The organism is Actinokineospora sp. UV203 (assembly GCF_056323665.1).
The window spans coordinates 625,234-638,558 of record NZ_CM150484.1 but is presented as its reverse complement, the minus strand read 5'-3'; the positions used below and the strand labels follow the sequence as shown (position 1 = coordinate 638,558).

The window sequence follows — 13,325 nt, the reverse complement described above, 5'->3', positions numbered from 1 at the left end:
ATTGGCCTACGCCGGCGCGGCATTGGTCCACCCGACCGACTCGCGAGTCGCCCCTCCCAGCAAGCGAGTCGCCCCTCCCGGCAAGCGAGTCGCCCCTCCCGGCAAGCGAGTTCGACGTTCGCGAATGTCGAACTCGCTTGCTGGAAGGGGCGACTCGTTTGCCGGACGGGGCGACTCGTTTGCCGGGAGGGGCGACTCGCGGGTTAGTCGCCGTCGGCGGGTGGCAGTTCGACGTCCTCGATCGGCTTCGCGGGGGATTCCGGGGCGGACTCCGCTGGGCGCTCGCCTGCTGGGAGCAGGGCGGTGAGGGCGGCTCCGGTGATCCGGCGGAAGGCTCGGGTGGGCCTGCCGCGGTCGAGGACCGCTACCTCGAGCTTGTCGAGGGTGGTCTCCCCCGCCGTCTTCGCCGCGCTGTTCGCCGCGCCCGCCCCCAGGGCTTTAAGTGCCAGCCGGACGGCGTCGCTCAGGGGGATGCCGTCCTCGAACGTGTCCTTGAGCAGGGCGGTGATCGTGTCGGTCTGGCCGCCCATCACCAGGAACTGCGGTTCGTCGACGATGGAGCCGTCGTAGGTCAGGCGGTAGAGCTGGTCCTGCTTGGCCGTGGCACCCACCTCGGCGACGCAGATCTCGACCTCCATGGGCTTGACCTGCTCGGTGAAGATCGTGCCGAGGGTCTGCGCGTAGACGTTGGCCAGCTGCCGGGCCGAGACGTCGCGGCGGTCGTAGGAGTAGCCCCACAGGTCGACGTGGCGGATGCCGCCGCGGCGCAGACTCTCGTACTCGCTGTAGCGACCGGCGGCGGCGAAGCCGATGCGGTCGTAGATCTCCGAGACCTTGTGCAAGGTCGCCGACGGGTTCTCGGCGACGAACAGCACGCCGTCGGCGTACTTCAGCGCGACGACGCTGCGGCCCCGGGCGATGCCCTTGCGGGCGTACTCCGAGCGGTCGCGCATCAGCTGCTCGGGCGAGGCGTACAACGGCATCGTCACGGGGCAGGCTCCTTAACTCGGCGGGTGGGGGTCAGCCGCGGGGGCGTTCGGACCGGTCGTTCACCACGGCTTCGGCCACGGTGGCCGCGTCCGCCTCCGACAGGCGCTGTGCGCCCTCGTCGGCGGTGATGGTGACGATGCTGGGGTAGATCCGACGGGCCAAGTCCGGTCCGCCGGTGGCGGAATCGTCGTCGGCGGCGTCGAAGAGTGCCTCGACGGCCGCGCGCACCGCGGCCTCCTTGTCGCCCTCGGGGTCGTAGAGCTTCTTGAGAGCGGACTTGGCGAACATCGAGCCGGAGCCGATGGCGTGGAAGCCCGCACGTTCCTCGTAGCGGCCGCCGGTGACGTCGAAGGACACGATCCTGCCCGCGGTGGCCGGGTCGTCGGCGTCGATGTCGTAGCCGACGAACAGCGGCAGCACCGCCAGGCCCGCCATGGCCACGTCGAGGTTGCCGCGGACCATGCTGGCCAGCTTGTTGGTCTTGCCGTCGAGCGAGAGGCCGACGCCCTCGATCTTCTCGTAGTGGCGCAGTTCGACGGTGTAGAGCCGAACCAGCTCCACCGCGAGACCCGCGGTGCCCGCGATGCCCACCGACGAGTACTCGTCGGTGACGTAGACCTTCTCGATGTCGCGCTGGGCGATCAGGTTGCCCGCGGTGGCCCGGCGGTCGCCCGCGATGAGCACGCCGCCGGAGAAGGTGACCGCCACGATGGTCGTGCCATGCGGGATGTCCGCGCGGCTCACGGCGGGCGCGTCGACGACGCGGCGCCCGGGGAGGAGTTCGGGCGCCTGGGAGCGCAAAAAGTCGGTGAACGACGACGAACCGGCTGACAGGTGGGCAGGCGAGAGCGAGGCTCCTCGCGGCCCTCGGGACGAGGTGTGTTCCATGCCTTCTTTCAATTCCTGTGTCGGCGTCGCCGTGGTTGGGCTGGTGAACCGCGCGGGGGCTTACTCGCCGCCCTTTTGCACGTACGCGCGGACGAAGTCCTCGGCGTTCTCCTCGAGCACGTCGTCGATCTCGTCGAGGATCGCGTCGGTGTCGTCGCCGAGCTTCTCGCGTCGTTCCTGACCTGCCGCGGTGGTGTCGTCGGCGCCGTCGTCGCCGTCACCGCCGCCTTGGCGCTGCGTCTGCTCCTGGGACATTGAGACCTCCCGGTTGTCTGGCCTACTTGGAACATTACCCAGCCGGACCGGCTTTCGTCGCCGTCCGCCCCGGTGACAAGATCAGCGTTTCGTGCCGGTGAGCTTGTCGACCAGCTGTTCGGCGGTGTCCGCGGCGTCGAGCAGGTCCCCGACGTGGGCTTTGGTGCCGCGCAACGGCTCAAGGGTCGGGATGCGCACCAGCGACTCCCTGCCAAGATCGAAGATGACCGAGTCCCACGATGCGGCCGCGATGGAGTTCGGGTAGCGCTCCAGGCAGCGGCCCCGGAAGTAGGCGCGGGTGTCCGACGGCGGGGTGTAGACGGCCGCGCGGACCTCGTCCTCGGTCACCAGGCGCTTCATCGAGCCGCGGGCGACGAGGCGGTTGTAGAGGCCCTTGTCGAGGCGCACGTCGGAGTACTGCAGGTCGACCAGGTGCAGCCGCGGGGAGTTCCAGTTGAGGCCGTCGCGGGCCCGGAAGCCCTCCATCAGCCGCAGCTTCGCGGGCCAGTCGAGCCGGTCGGCGCACTCCATCGGGTCCCGCGCGAGGGCGTCGAGGATCTCGCCCCAGGTGCGCAGCACGTGGCGGCCGACCGCGTCGGCCTCGATCCGGTCGACGTGCGCGGCGACCATCTCGTGATAGGCGTTCTGCAGGTCCAGGCCGGTGAACTTGCGGCCGTTGGTCAGCTCGACCGTCGCGTTGAGCGTCGGGTCGTGGCTGAGCACGTGGACCGCGCGGACCGGGTCGGCGAGCTTGAGGTGGTCGAACCGAATGCCGGACTCGATCATGTCGAGGACCAGGGCGGTGGTGCCCACCTTCAGGTACGTCGAGGTCTCGGCCAGGTTCGCGTCGCCGATGATCACGTGCAGCCTGCGGTACTTGTCGGCGTCGGCGTGCGGCTCGTCGCGGGTGTTGATGATGCCGCGCTTGAGCGTGGTCTCCAGGCCGACCTCGACCTCGATGTAGTCCGCACGCTGGGAGAGCTGGAAGCCCGCCTCCTCCCCCGCGACACCGAGACCGACCCGGCCGGAGCCGCAGATGACCTGCCGCGAGGCGAAGAACGGGGTGAGGCCCGCGATGATCGACGTGAAGGGGGTGTTGCGGGCCATCAGGTAGTTCTCGTGGGTGCCGTAGCTGGCGCCCTTGCCGTCGACGTTGTTCTTGTAGAGCTGCAGCCGCGGCTGGCCGGGGACGGTGGCCGCGCGCATCGCGGCCTCCTCCATCACCCGCTCGCCCGCCTTGTCCCAGATGACGGCGTCGCGTGCGTTGGTGACCTCGGGCGCGGAGTACTCGGGGTGCGCGTGGTCGACGTAGAGGCGCGCGCCGTTGGTGAGGATGACGTTGGCCGCGCCCAGGTCCTCCACGTCGGGGTCGGAGGGGGCCATGCCGGGCGCCCCCAGGTCGAACCCGCGCGCGTCGCGCAGCGGCGATTCCACCTCGTAGTCCCACCGCGCCCGACGGGCCCGCGGGACGTCCGCCGCGGCCGCGTACGCCAGGACGACCTGGGTCGATGTCAACACCGGGTTCGCCGTTGGGTCGCCCGGCACGGAGATGCCGTACTCGACCTCGGTTCCCATGATCCGCCGCATGTCTTCCACCCTACGGGTCCGCACCGACGACACGGACGTGAGCCGCGCCGGGCGGTGGTCGCGCTGATGGGACGATCCACATCATGGGCGGCGACGAACTGGTGGCGGTGTACTCGGCGGACGGCGAGGTGGTGGGTTCCGCGACCCGCCGCAGGATGCGCGCGGAGGGTTTGTGGCACGCCGCGAGCGCGATCCTCGTGCGTTCCGGCGACCGGGTTTATGTCCACCGCCGCACGGACGACAAGGACGTGTTCCCTGGCATGCACGACTGCTGGGCGGGCGGTGTGGTCGCGGCCGGTGAGACGCCGTGGGACTGCGCGGAGCGGGAGCTGGCGGAGGAACTGGGCATCTCGGGAGTGCCCCTGATGCCGCTGTTCACCGCGAGCGCCGACGTCGACGGCACCCGGATCCACCTGTTCGCGCACGAGGTGTGGTGGGACGGCGACATTGTCCTGCAGGAATCCGAGATCGCCTGGGGCGGCTGGATGACCTTCGCCGAGCTGCGCTCGAAGCTGGCGGACCCGTCGTGGCCGTTCGTGCCCGACGGCCGGATCGCCGTCGAGGAGTTCTTCCGCCGCGAACTCGACCGCTAGTGCTGTGTCCATGAACGTTGTCGGGCTATCGGCGGATCCAGGTTTCCGCTGGCCGCGCCGCCGGAATGCTGCTCGTACCGGGTGTACTCGGGCATTTCGGCGGTGCGGTCAGCGGGAAGCTGGGCCGTCGAGAGCCTGGCAACGTTCGTGGACACAGCACTAGGTCCGGCTGGTCAGCTTCCCGGCGGCGACCGGGGCCAGTCGCGCGATGGCGGCCTGGGCGCGGGCGAGGGTCGAGGCCTCCACGGTGACGACGCTCAGCACGTCCGCCTTCGCCAGCGCCAGGGTGCAGGTCGGGCGGCGGGGGTTGGTGGCGCACCAGGTGTGCCCGGCGTCGACGCCGGGCGGGACCGCCATCTTGGCCGCGCTGTCGATCTCGTAGCGCAGGCCGTCGACGGTGAAGGTGCCGCAGTCGAGGGCTTCCTTGATGTCTTCGACCACCGATGCCTCCGCGGCGTGGACGGCGACGTACTGGCGCAGGACGGAGCCGCTCGCGTACCGCCAGGTGGTGGCGATGGCGTCCGTCGCGGACGGCAGGGGGGCGGCGCAGTCGGGTAGGGCGGCTTGGACCTGGGTCTTTGGGACGCCGTCAGGCTGGACTTCTTCTGCCGCGAGGTCGATGGCTGTCAACGCGACTGCCGAGGGGTCGGATGCTCGCTTGGTCGTCGTCGTTGTCGTCGTGGTGCTCGTCGGGGTTGGGCTCGGCGCGGCGGCCGTACTCACTTCCGGCGATGGGGCGTCGTAGTACGTGTAGAGGTCGTTCGGGCGGTCAGAGCAAGCCGTGGCCAGGAGAACGGGGAGCACGGCGGCGCCGGCCAGCACCTGCACACGACGCACGAGCGTCCTTTCGGGGGAGTTGGGTGTCGATCAAAATCTACCGGGGTCGCGACATCGGGCGGGTCCTGGGGGGTGGGTGCCTGTTGGGTGGTCCGGGGGTCAGCTCCACGGCAGGCGGGACCGGGTCGCCCAGTAGTCGACGGGCGGTTCGGCGAGGTCGGGCAGGTCCGGCGGGTCCAGGTCCGCCGCGCGCAGGTTGGAGGCGAGCTGGGCGGTGGAGACCGGGCCGATCAGCACGGTGTCGGCCCACGGTTGGGCCAGTGCGGCGGCCAGGGCGACTGCGTCGGACGGTTCTGGGCGCGCGGCGAGGCTAGGCGGTGGTTCGACGGCGAGGCGGCCGTTGGCCAGGGCTTCCTTGATCGCGACGTGGGCACCCGCCGCGTGGGCTTCGGCCAGGGCGGGGCCCGCCGACGGTTCCAGGAGGTTCCAGGTCGACTGGACGGCCGTGAAGATCGTCACTCCCCCGCGTCGCAGGGCCAAGCCTCGGCGCACAGCGTCAGCCTGGGCGGGGCCGGAGGTGGAGAAACCCAGTCGTTGCCCCGAATCCGCCAGTTCGGCGAGGGCGTCGAGGAGTGGTTCGTCGGCGAACAGTGGACTGTCCACGGTCAGTGAGTGCACCTGGTAGAGCGCGACCCGGGAGCCGAGCAGCGCGCGGGTTTCGGACCACTGCGACCGGAACCGGGACAGCGTGTGTTCCTTGACCTCGTGCACCTTCGCGTCCATGCGCCAGTCGCCGACGTAGGTGTAGCCCCACTTGGACGACACGGCCACGTCGTCGTGGCCGCGCGCGTCCAGCCAGCAGGCGAGGAACTCCTCGGCCCGGCCATAGGACCGCGCGGTGTCCACGCGCCGCACGCCTGCCGCGTGGGCGGCGTCGAGGACATCCCAGGTGGTCGACCGGAGGGTCTCGACGTCACGGTGGGTGGGCAGGTCGCGGCCGAGGTTGAGGTAGGCGGGCCTGCCCAGCGCGGCGAGGCCGAGGGTGAATCGCACCGCGCGAGTATGCCGGGAACTCGCGGGGCGGCGCCTACAGCGGGATGGCCGGGCACGTCCCGGACTCCGGGGCGCGAGTGGATCGGGCGGCAGCGAGGTGACGGTCTAGCTGAACTGACATCCGTCCAGGGTGACCTGAGAAAGGCGTGCGGCCCCGCGCGAACGCGGGGCCGCACGCCTTTCTTCGATCAGAGGTACTGGCCGGTGTTCGTGGCCGTGTCGATCGCCCGACCCGAATCCTGGTTCTTGCCGGTCACCAGGGTGCGGATGTAGACGATGCGCTCGCCCTTCTTGCCCGAGATCCGTGCCCAGTCGTCCGGGTTGGTCGTGTTGGGCAGGTCCTCGTTCTCGGCGAACTCGTCGACGATCGCGTCGAGCAGGTGCTGGACCCGCAGGCCGCGCTGCTGGGTTTCCAGCACCGACTTGATCGCCGCCTTCTTGGACCGGTCGACGATGTTCTGGATCATCGCGCCGGAGTTGAAGTCGCGGAAGTAGAGCACTTCCTTGTCTCCGTTGGCGTAGGTGACCTCAAGGAAGCGGTTCTCCTCGGTCTCCTCGTACATGCGCTCGACGGTGTGCTGGATCATCGCGTCGAGGCAGGCGCGCTTGTCGCCCGCGAACTCCGCGAGGTCCTCGTCGTGGATCGGAAGAGTGGTAGTGAGGTACTTGGAGAAGATGTCCTTCGCCGCCTCCGCGTCCGGCCGCTCGATCTTGATCTTCACGTCGAGCCTGCCGGGTCGCAGGATCGCCGGGTCGATCATGTCCTCGCGGTTGGACGCGCCGATGACGATGACGTTCTCCAGGCCCTCCACACCGTCGATCTCACTGAGCAACTGAGGCACGATCGTGGTCTCCACATCGGAGGACACACCACTGCCTCGGGTTCGGAAGATCGAGTCCATCTCATCGAAGAACACGATCACCGGGGTGCCTTCGGACGCCTTCTCACGCGCCCGCTGGAAGATCATCCGGATGTGCCGCTCGGTCTCGCCGACGAACTTGTTGAGCAGCTCCGGACCCTTGATGTTCAGGAAGTAGGACTTGGCTTCCGACGGCTGCGGCGCACCCGACGGGTCTTTGCTGGCCCGGGCCGCCGCGACCTGCTTGGCCAGGGAGTTCGCCACCGCTTTCGCGATGAGCGTCTTCCCGCAGCCGGGCGGGCCGTAGAGCAGCACGCCCTTGGGCGGGCGCAGCTCGTACTCGGCGAACAGGTCCTTGTGCAGGAAGGGCAGCTCCACGGCGTCGCGGATCTGCTCGATCTGCCGGAACAGGCCACCGATGTCGGAGTAGTCGACATCCGGGACCTCCTCGAGCACGAGGTCCTCGACCTCGGCCTTGGGGACCCGTTCGTAGGCGTATCCGGATTTGGTGTCGACCAACAGTGAGTCGCCGGGCTTGAGTGGGGAGTCCATCAGCGGATCGGCGAGCCACACCACCCGCTCCTCGTCGGCGTGCCCGACGACGAGCGCACGGCTCGGCTTCTCCTCGTCGAGGCCCGCGAGCAGCTCACGCAGCGTCGAGACCTCGCCGATGCGTTCGTAGCCACCGCCCTCGACCACGGTCAGCGCCTCGTTGAGCCGCACCGACTGGCCGCGGCGCAGTGTGTCCGATTCGACCGCGGGTGAGACCGAAACCCGCATCCGCCGACCCGCCGTGAACACGTCCACGGTGCCGTCGTCGTGCACGGTCAGGAACACGCCGTAACCACTGGGTGGCTGGGCTAGCCGATCGACCTCCTCACGCAACGCGAGCAACTGGCTGCGCGCCTCACGCAGCGTGTCGACCAATTTGGCGTTGCGTTCAGTGAGCTGGCTCACTCGCTCCGACGCCTCGGCCAACCTTTGCTCGAGCAGCCGCGAATGCCGCGGCGATTCCGTCAGTTTCCGGCGCAGCAGGGAGACTTCCTCTTCAAGGAATCGGATCTGCGCGGCCTCCGAGCGCGACTCGCGCTCCTCTGGCTGGCCGGGCGTGTCACCGTGCTCATCGTCGGCTTCTTCTGGCCGACTGCCGGGACGATCGTGCTGCATGTCGGCACCTCCTCCCGAACTCGTACCTTCTACGGTACCGGCGATCACCGACAACAACAGAGCTTCCGGCTGTCGGAACCCGCGTGTCACACCTCAGCAATACCCACTCGGCGGCACTTGATCCACCAAGCCGGTCATCCGCAGGCCTGACACCCCGCTACGTTGCGTCGGTGTATTACGCCAACCGCGCGCCACGTTGGCAACCCCATTTGGCCACCATGTGGACACTCCCACGGTGTCGTGCCACCGGGTCCACTCCGGACGTGCGCAGGCCCCGTTCCCGATTCGTCATCCGATCGCCGCCGGGCGGAGTCCCCGCGGGCCCAGGACCACCCGCGAGGCCAATAGAGTGCACATACCAGGAAGGTCACCCTCACGGGATACTTTCCGCAGGGAACGAGACGGCCCTCCAAGCCGTCTAGAGAACGTTGTCGAAACCGGCACGAGGAGTCAGGGGCGAGCAATGACCTACCCACCGCAGCAGCCCGGCCCATACGGCCCGCAGGGGCCGTACGGGCAGCAGCCTGACCCCTTCGCGGGGCAGACCGCGTACCAGGGCCTCGGTGGATACCCGGGCGGCGGCGAGCCGCCCGCGCCGAAGAACACCGGCAAGATCGTCGCCATCGTGGCCATCGCCGTGCTGGTGCTCGCGGGCGCGGGCGTGGGTGTCTTCTTCCTCACCAAGGGTGACGACAAGCCGTCGTCGGCGGCTCCCGCGAGCTCGGAGCCGAAGCCCAAGCCGTCAGGGACAGACAAGCCCTCGGAGACGAAGTCGACCAAGCCCGGCACGGACCCCGGCGGCGCGGGCTCCCCCGAGGACATCGTCGACGCCTACATCGCCGCGTACGAGAAGAAGGACTTCTCGACGGTCACGGCCGAGGCGTGCGAGCCCTACAAGAACAAGTACGGGACCGACACGAGCTCGCTCGAGGACAAGCTGAGCAAGTACGAGGTCAAGGGCACGGCGAAGGGCGAACCCGAGGTCAAGGGGTCCGTCGCCACAGCGGAGATCGACTTGATGCTGACCCCGGAGAGCGGCGAGCCCAAGCCCGCCCACATTCGCATCAAGATCGTCAAGGAAGACGGCGTGTGGCGGTTCTGTGGAGAAGAAACCGCCTGATCTGGATCGTCCCCCGCAACACCGCCCCAAGAGCGGGCGATTCATCAACGAACGTTCCACCCAATAACCGAGGAGTCGGGTCCGGAGATGACCTACCCACCGCAGCAGCCCGGCCCGTACGGCCAAGACCCGCACGGTCAGCCCGACCCCCACGGTCAGCAGCAGCCCTATGGCCAGCCCGGTTACGGCCAGCCGGGCCAGCAGCAGCCCGCCTGGGGTCAGCCGCAGGGCTATGACCAGACCCAGCAGTACGGCCAGGTCCCCCAGGACCCGTACAACGCCCCGGATCCGTACTCCCAGCAGCAGCAACAGCAGTTCGGCGGGTACGGGCCGGGTGGCGTGCCGCCCAAGAGCAACACCGGCAAGATCGTGGCGATCGTCGCGATCGCGCTGCTGGTGCTCGGCGGCGCCGGGACCGGCGTGTACTTCCTGACCAAGGGTGACGACAAGCCGAGCAGCACGGCCGGGACGGATCTGACCTCGTCGACGAAGCCGAAGCCCACGACGACCGAGGAGGAGCCCACCGAGTCCTCCGAGGAGCCGACCACCACCACGAAGAAGTCCACCGGTGGGGGTGGCGCGGGTGGTGGCGGCGCGGACATCGCGGCCGCGGGCCAGAAGTACGCCGACGCGGTCAACGCCAAGGACGAAGCCGCGGCCAAGGCGCTGACCTGCGACGGGACCGACCCCGGCATCATGTACACCTCGGTCACCGACGGCGGCGCCGAGGCCAAGGTGACGGTGGTCGGCGAGCCCACGCTCTACGGCGACGAGAACGGCAAGGTCGACACCGAGGTCGTGATCGGGAGCAGCTCGCCGATCAAGTTCCCGATCGTGTTCGAGAAGAAGTCCAAGGGCTGGTGCGTCTCGCTCTGACGTTTCGAGGAAGACCGAGTGACCGGGTGGCCGGGGCTAACGCCCTGACCACCCGGTTTGTCGTTTCTCAGCCCTTGCTGGGACGGCGCTGCGGGCGCGGGGCGACCACGCCGTCGGCGAGCCTGCGAGCGGTCAGCAGGAACGCGGTGTGCCCGATCATCCGGTGCTCGGGACGCACGGCCAGCCCGACGACGTGCCACGGCCGGATGAGCGTCTCCCAGGCCTGCGGCTCGGTCCAGTAGGTCTGCTCGCGCAGGGCCTCGGTGACCTTCGACAGCTGAGTAGTGGTCGCCACGTAGACGACCAGCACGCCGCCGGGGATGAGGTTCTCGGCGACCACGCCGAGCTGCTCCCACGGGGCCAGCATGTCCAGGATGACCCGGTCGACCTCGCCGGAGTGCTCGGCCAGGTCGGACACGGTCAGTGTCCAGTTCTCGGGGTGTTCGCCGTAGAACTGGACCACGTTGCGCTCGGCGTGGTCGGCGTGGTCCTGGCGGATCTCATAGGACGTGACGCTGCCGGTGGGGCCGACCGCGCGCAGCAGCGAGCAGGTCAGCGCGCCGGAGCCCGCCCCGGCCTCCAGCACGCGCGCGCCGGGAAAGATGTCGCCCTGCATGACGATCTGGGCGGCGTCCTTCGGGTAGATCACCTGCGCGCCGCGCGGCATCGACAGCACGTAGTCCGACAGCAGCGGGCGCAGCGCCAGGTAGGACGTGCCCGCCGCGGAGCTGACCACGGAACCCTCGGGCTGTCCGATGATGTCGTCGTGGGCGAGCGCGCCGCGGTGGGTGTGGTATTTCTCGCCTGGCTCGAGGACCAGGGTGTAGTGCCTGCCCTTGGGGTCGGTGAGCTGTACCCGGTCCCCTGCCTCGAAGGGACCGCTGACCTTGCGTGCCGACACCGACGCCTCGCTTCCGTCCTGCTGTGAACCAACGAGAGATATTCGCAGAAGGCGAAGTCGGCCGGTCAGTCAACCCCTCGGTCGAGGGCGGCGCGAAGGTCGTCGCGGTGCAGCACGCCGCTCGGGCGGCCCTCGTCGTCGACGACGAGGAACTGCCAGGAGGCGGTCTGGTGGACGCGGTCGATGATGTCCTCGCCGGATTCGGCGGCGAGCAGCACCGACTCCGGGCGGATCGGCTCGGCGGCGAGTTCGGCGGGCGCGTGCGGGGAGCGTTCGGCGAGTTCGCGGGCGGCGATCTCGTCGAGCAGGCCCGCGGCGACCCCGTCGGCGCGCACGAGCACGACCCCGCGGCCCGCCGCGGCGCTGAGCGCGTCGGCGACCGGGCTCTCGGCGGGCAGTTGCAGGATGGGACGGACCAGGTCGGTGAGCCGCAGCCCCGCGGGCCAGGTGCGCTGCCGTTCGTGGGCCAGTTCGCCGCTCGCGCCCGCGCCGACGAACCAGGCGGTCAGCAGGCACACGCCCAGGCGCAGCCAGCGGTCCGGCGCTTCGGTGGCCAGGCCCCACAGCGCCCACAGGACAAGCAGGCCCGCGACCGCCCAGCCGCCCACCACCGCGGCCCGGGTGCCTGCGCCACGCCTGCCGGTGAGCGCCCAGACGCCGGCGCGCAGCATCCGGCCGCCGTCGAGAGGCAGCCCGGGCAGCAGGTTGAACGCGGCGACGGCGGTGTTGGCGAGTGCGCATTCCAGGACCAGCACCCACACCGGGCCGGACCCGGGCATGACCACCGCGGCAAGGCCGAACACGGCGGCGAGCAGGACCGACACGGCGGGCCCGGCGACGGCGATCGCGCCTTCGTGGCCGGGTTTGCTCGGGGTGCGGACGATCTCCGACAGCCCGCCGAGCAGGAACAGCCGAAGCCTGCGCACGGGCAGACCGAGACGCAGTGCGACCACGCAGTGTCCGAGTTCGTGCGCGAGCACCGAGAGCCCGAGCAGGACGGCGAAGGCGGTGGCCAGCAGCACCGAGGTGAGCATGGTCGCGCCGGGCAGCAGCCTGCCGACGAGCGGGGTGTAGAAGACGACCACGGCCGCCGCACCGAGCCACCACGACGGCGCGAGGACGACCGGGACCCCGCTGTAGCGGAACAGGAGCAGGCCGCCGGGCGCGCGGGGTGCCGTGGTGCTCGCCATTGGGACACCTTAGGCCCGGGGTGTGTGGCCGTGGTGATCGCCACCGAACACGCTCGGCGTCCTCACCGGAACTGTCGGTGCCCGACACTATGGTCTGGGCATGTTCTCCGGACCAGGAACCGAACCAGGCTCGCGGCCCGACCCGCCCGCGGCGCCGCGGCGGCCGGCGCTGTCGCCGTCCCGCGCGGGCGATTTCAAGCAATGCCCGCTGCTCTACCGGTTCCGCGCGGTGGACCGGCTGCCGGAGACACCGACAAAGGCACAGGTCCGCGGCACGGTCGTGCACGCGGTTCTGGAGCAGCTCTACGCGCTCCCCGCCGACGAGCGGCAGCCCGATCGGGCCCACGCGTTGATCGCGCCGACGTGGGAGCGGCTGTCGGCGGAGGAGCCGGGGCTGACCGCGATCTTCGACGGCGAGAGCGTCGAGGAGCAGTTGGCGGCGTGGCTGGAGTCCGCGGGTGGGTTGGTGGACGGGTACTTCGAGCTGGAGGACCCGCGCAGGCTGCAGCCCGAGGCGTGCGAGTTGCTGGTCGAGACCGAACTCGACTCGGGGGTGCTGCTGCGCGGCTACATCGACCGCCTCGACGTCGCGCCGACCGGCGAGATCCGGGTGGTCGACTACAAGACGGGCGTCGCGCCGCGCGAGATCGGCGAGGCGAAAGCCTTGTTCCAGATGAAGTTCTACGCATTGGCCCTGTGGCGGCTGCGTGGGGTGGTCCCCCGCCAGCTGCGGCTGATGTACCTGGCCGACCGCCAGTCCCTGGCCTACACCCCGGACGAAGCTGAGCTGTCCCGCTTCGAACGCACCCTCGACGCGATCTGGACCGCCATCCTCCGTGCCGCGCCTACCGGCGACTTCCGGCCGAACAAGACCAAACTGTGCGACTGGTGCTCCCACCAAGCGATCTGCCCCGCCTTCGGCGGCACGCCACCGGCGTACCCCGGCTGGCCGGAGCCCGACGCGGGCGACGAGACGATCTTGGAGCGTGCCGACTGACCGAGCCCTCGTACCTGACCGTCACCCGCACGGCGTACGACACCGTCGCCGCCGACTACGCCACCCTGCTG

Annotated in this window: 13 protein-coding genes; 4 read left to right on the top strand and 9 right to left on the bottom strand. The window is 69.7% G+C overall.

Going from position 1 to position 13,325, the window contains the following annotated elements; genetic code table 11:
* Nucleotides 1–203: 203 nt before the first annotated feature.
* The 4 genes from prcA to dop form a co-directional block, all read right to left on the bottom strand.
* Nucleotides 204–989 (bottom strand): proteasome subunit alpha, encoded by a 786-nt coding sequence (gene prcA, locus ACUZ2Y_RS02910; protein ID WP_476326601.1) that lies wholly within the window; start codon nucleotides 987–989, stop codon nucleotides 204–206.
* Between the two features lie 31 nt (nucleotides 990–1,020).
* On the bottom strand, nucleotides 1,021–1,878 hold the full coding sequence (gene prcB, locus ACUZ2Y_RS02905; protein WP_476326599.1) for a proteasome subunit beta: 858 nt from the start codon (nucleotides 1,876–1,878) through the stop codon (nucleotides 1,021–1,023).
* Between the two features lie 60 nt (nucleotides 1,879–1,938).
* Nucleotides 1,939–2,133 (bottom strand): ubiquitin-like protein Pup, encoded by a 195-nt coding sequence (locus ACUZ2Y_RS02900; RefSeq protein WP_476326597.1) that lies wholly within the window; start codon nucleotides 2,131–2,133, stop codon nucleotides 1,939–1,941.
* 81 nt (nucleotides 2,134–2,214) lie between these two features.
* Nucleotides 2,215–3,720 carry a depupylase/deamidase Dop gene (dop, locus tag ACUZ2Y_RS02895; protein ID WP_476326595.1) on the bottom strand — a complete coding sequence of 502 codons (1,506 nt, stop codon included), beginning with the start codon at nucleotides 3,718–3,720 and terminating at the stop codon, nucleotides 2,215–2,217.
* An 83-nt stretch (nucleotides 3,721–3,803) separates the two neighbouring features.
* Between dop and ACUZ2Y_RS02890 the strand changes: the two genes are divergently transcribed.
* Entirely contained in the window at nucleotides 3,804–4,313 is a 510-nt protein-coding gene (locus ACUZ2Y_RS02890) for an NUDIX hydrolase (RefSeq protein WP_476326593.1), read from the top strand.
* 159 nt (nucleotides 4,314–4,472) lie between these two features.
* On the opposite strand, the gene ACUZ2Y_RS02885 is transcribed toward ACUZ2Y_RS02890, so the two are convergent.
* From ACUZ2Y_RS02885 to arc, 3 genes are all read right to left on the bottom strand, one after another.
* Nucleotides 4,473–5,150 carry a hypothetical protein gene (locus ACUZ2Y_RS02885; RefSeq protein WP_476326591.1) on the bottom strand — a complete coding sequence of 226 codons (678 nt, stop codon included), beginning with the start codon at nucleotides 5,148–5,150 and terminating at the stop codon, nucleotides 4,473–4,475.
* A 99-nt stretch (nucleotides 5,151–5,249) separates the two neighbouring features.
* The gene (locus ACUZ2Y_RS02880) at nucleotides 5,250–6,143 is read right to left on the bottom strand and encodes an aldo/keto reductase (RefSeq protein ID WP_476326589.1); all 894 of its coding nucleotides are present in this window, start codon (nucleotides 6,141–6,143) and stop codon (nucleotides 5,250–5,252) included.
* A 188-nt stretch (nucleotides 6,144–6,331) separates the two neighbouring features.
* Nucleotides 6,332–8,170 (bottom strand): proteasome ATPase, encoded by a 1,839-nt coding sequence (gene arc, locus ACUZ2Y_RS02875; protein ID WP_476326587.1) that lies wholly within the window; start codon nucleotides 8,168–8,170, stop codon nucleotides 6,332–6,334.
* Nucleotides 8,171–8,633: 463 nt separating this feature from the next.
* Between arc and ACUZ2Y_RS02870 the strand changes: the two genes are divergently transcribed.
* A complete protein-coding gene (locus ACUZ2Y_RS02870; protein ID WP_476326585.1) occupies nucleotides 8,634–9,290 on the top strand; it encodes a flagellar basal body-associated FliL family protein in 657 nt (218 codons plus the stop codon).
* An 87-nt stretch (nucleotides 9,291–9,377) separates the two neighbouring features.
* Nucleotides 9,378–10,166: a hypothetical protein gene (locus ACUZ2Y_RS02865; protein WP_476326583.1), complete on the top strand. Its 789-nt coding sequence runs from the start codon at nucleotides 9,378–9,380 to the stop codon at nucleotides 10,164–10,166.
* A gap of 67 nt (nucleotides 10,167–10,233) precedes the next feature.
* Here ACUZ2Y_RS02865 and ACUZ2Y_RS02860 read toward each other — a convergent pair whose 3' ends face one another.
* Nucleotides 10,234–11,067: a tRNA (adenine-N1)-methyltransferase gene (locus ACUZ2Y_RS02860; RefSeq protein WP_476326581.1), complete on the bottom strand. Its 834-nt coding sequence runs from the start codon at nucleotides 11,065–11,067 to the stop codon at nucleotides 10,234–10,236.
* 65 nt (nucleotides 11,068–11,132) lie between these two features.
* Entirely contained in the window at nucleotides 11,133–12,257 is a 1,125-nt protein-coding gene (locus ACUZ2Y_RS02855; protein WP_476326579.1) for a site-2 protease family protein, read from the bottom strand.
* Between the two features lie 100 nt (nucleotides 12,258–12,357).
* Between ACUZ2Y_RS02855 and ACUZ2Y_RS02850 the strand changes: the two genes are divergently transcribed.
* Nucleotides 12,358–13,254: a RecB family exonuclease gene (locus tag ACUZ2Y_RS02850; RefSeq protein ID WP_476326577.1), complete on the top strand. Its 897-nt coding sequence runs from the start codon at nucleotides 12,358–12,360 to the stop codon at nucleotides 13,252–13,254.
* Nucleotides 13,255–13,325 lie beyond the last annotated feature (71 nt).

Bases quoted from the DNA above. Each gene is read 5' to 3' on its own strand.
- ACUZ2Y_RS02870 (WP_476326585.1), top strand. From the start codon at position 8,634: ATGACCTACCCACCGCAGCAGCCCGGCCCATACGGCCCGCAGGGGCCG.
- ACUZ2Y_RS02850 (WP_476326577.1), top strand. From the start codon at position 12,358: ATGTTCTCCGGACCAGGAACCGAACCAGGCTCGCGGCCCGACCCGCCC.
- prcB (WP_476326599.1), bottom strand. From the start codon at position 1,878: ATGGAACACACCTCGTCCCGAGGGCCGCGAGGAGCCTCGCTCTCGCCT.
- dop (WP_476326595.1), bottom strand. From the start codon at position 3,720: ATGCGGCGGATCATGGGAACCGAGGTCGAGTACGGCATCTCCGTGCCG.
- ACUZ2Y_RS02900 (WP_476326597.1), bottom strand. From the start codon at position 2,133: ATGTCCCAGGAGCAGACGCAGCGCCAAGGCGGCGGTGACGGCGACGAC.
- ACUZ2Y_RS02855 (WP_476326579.1), bottom strand. From the start codon at position 12,257: ATGGCGAGCACCACGGCACCCCGCGCGCCCGGCGGCCTGCTCCTGTTC.
- arc (WP_476326587.1), bottom strand. From the start codon at position 8,170: ATGCAGCACGATCGTCCCGGCAGTCGGCCAGAAGAAGCCGACGATGAG.
- ACUZ2Y_RS02865 (WP_476326583.1), top strand. From the start codon at position 9,378: ATGACCTACCCACCGCAGCAGCCCGGCCCGTACGGCCAAGACCCGCAC.
- ACUZ2Y_RS02890 (WP_476326593.1), top strand. From the start codon at position 3,804: ATGGGCGGCGACGAACTGGTGGCGGTGTACTCGGCGGACGGCGAGGTG.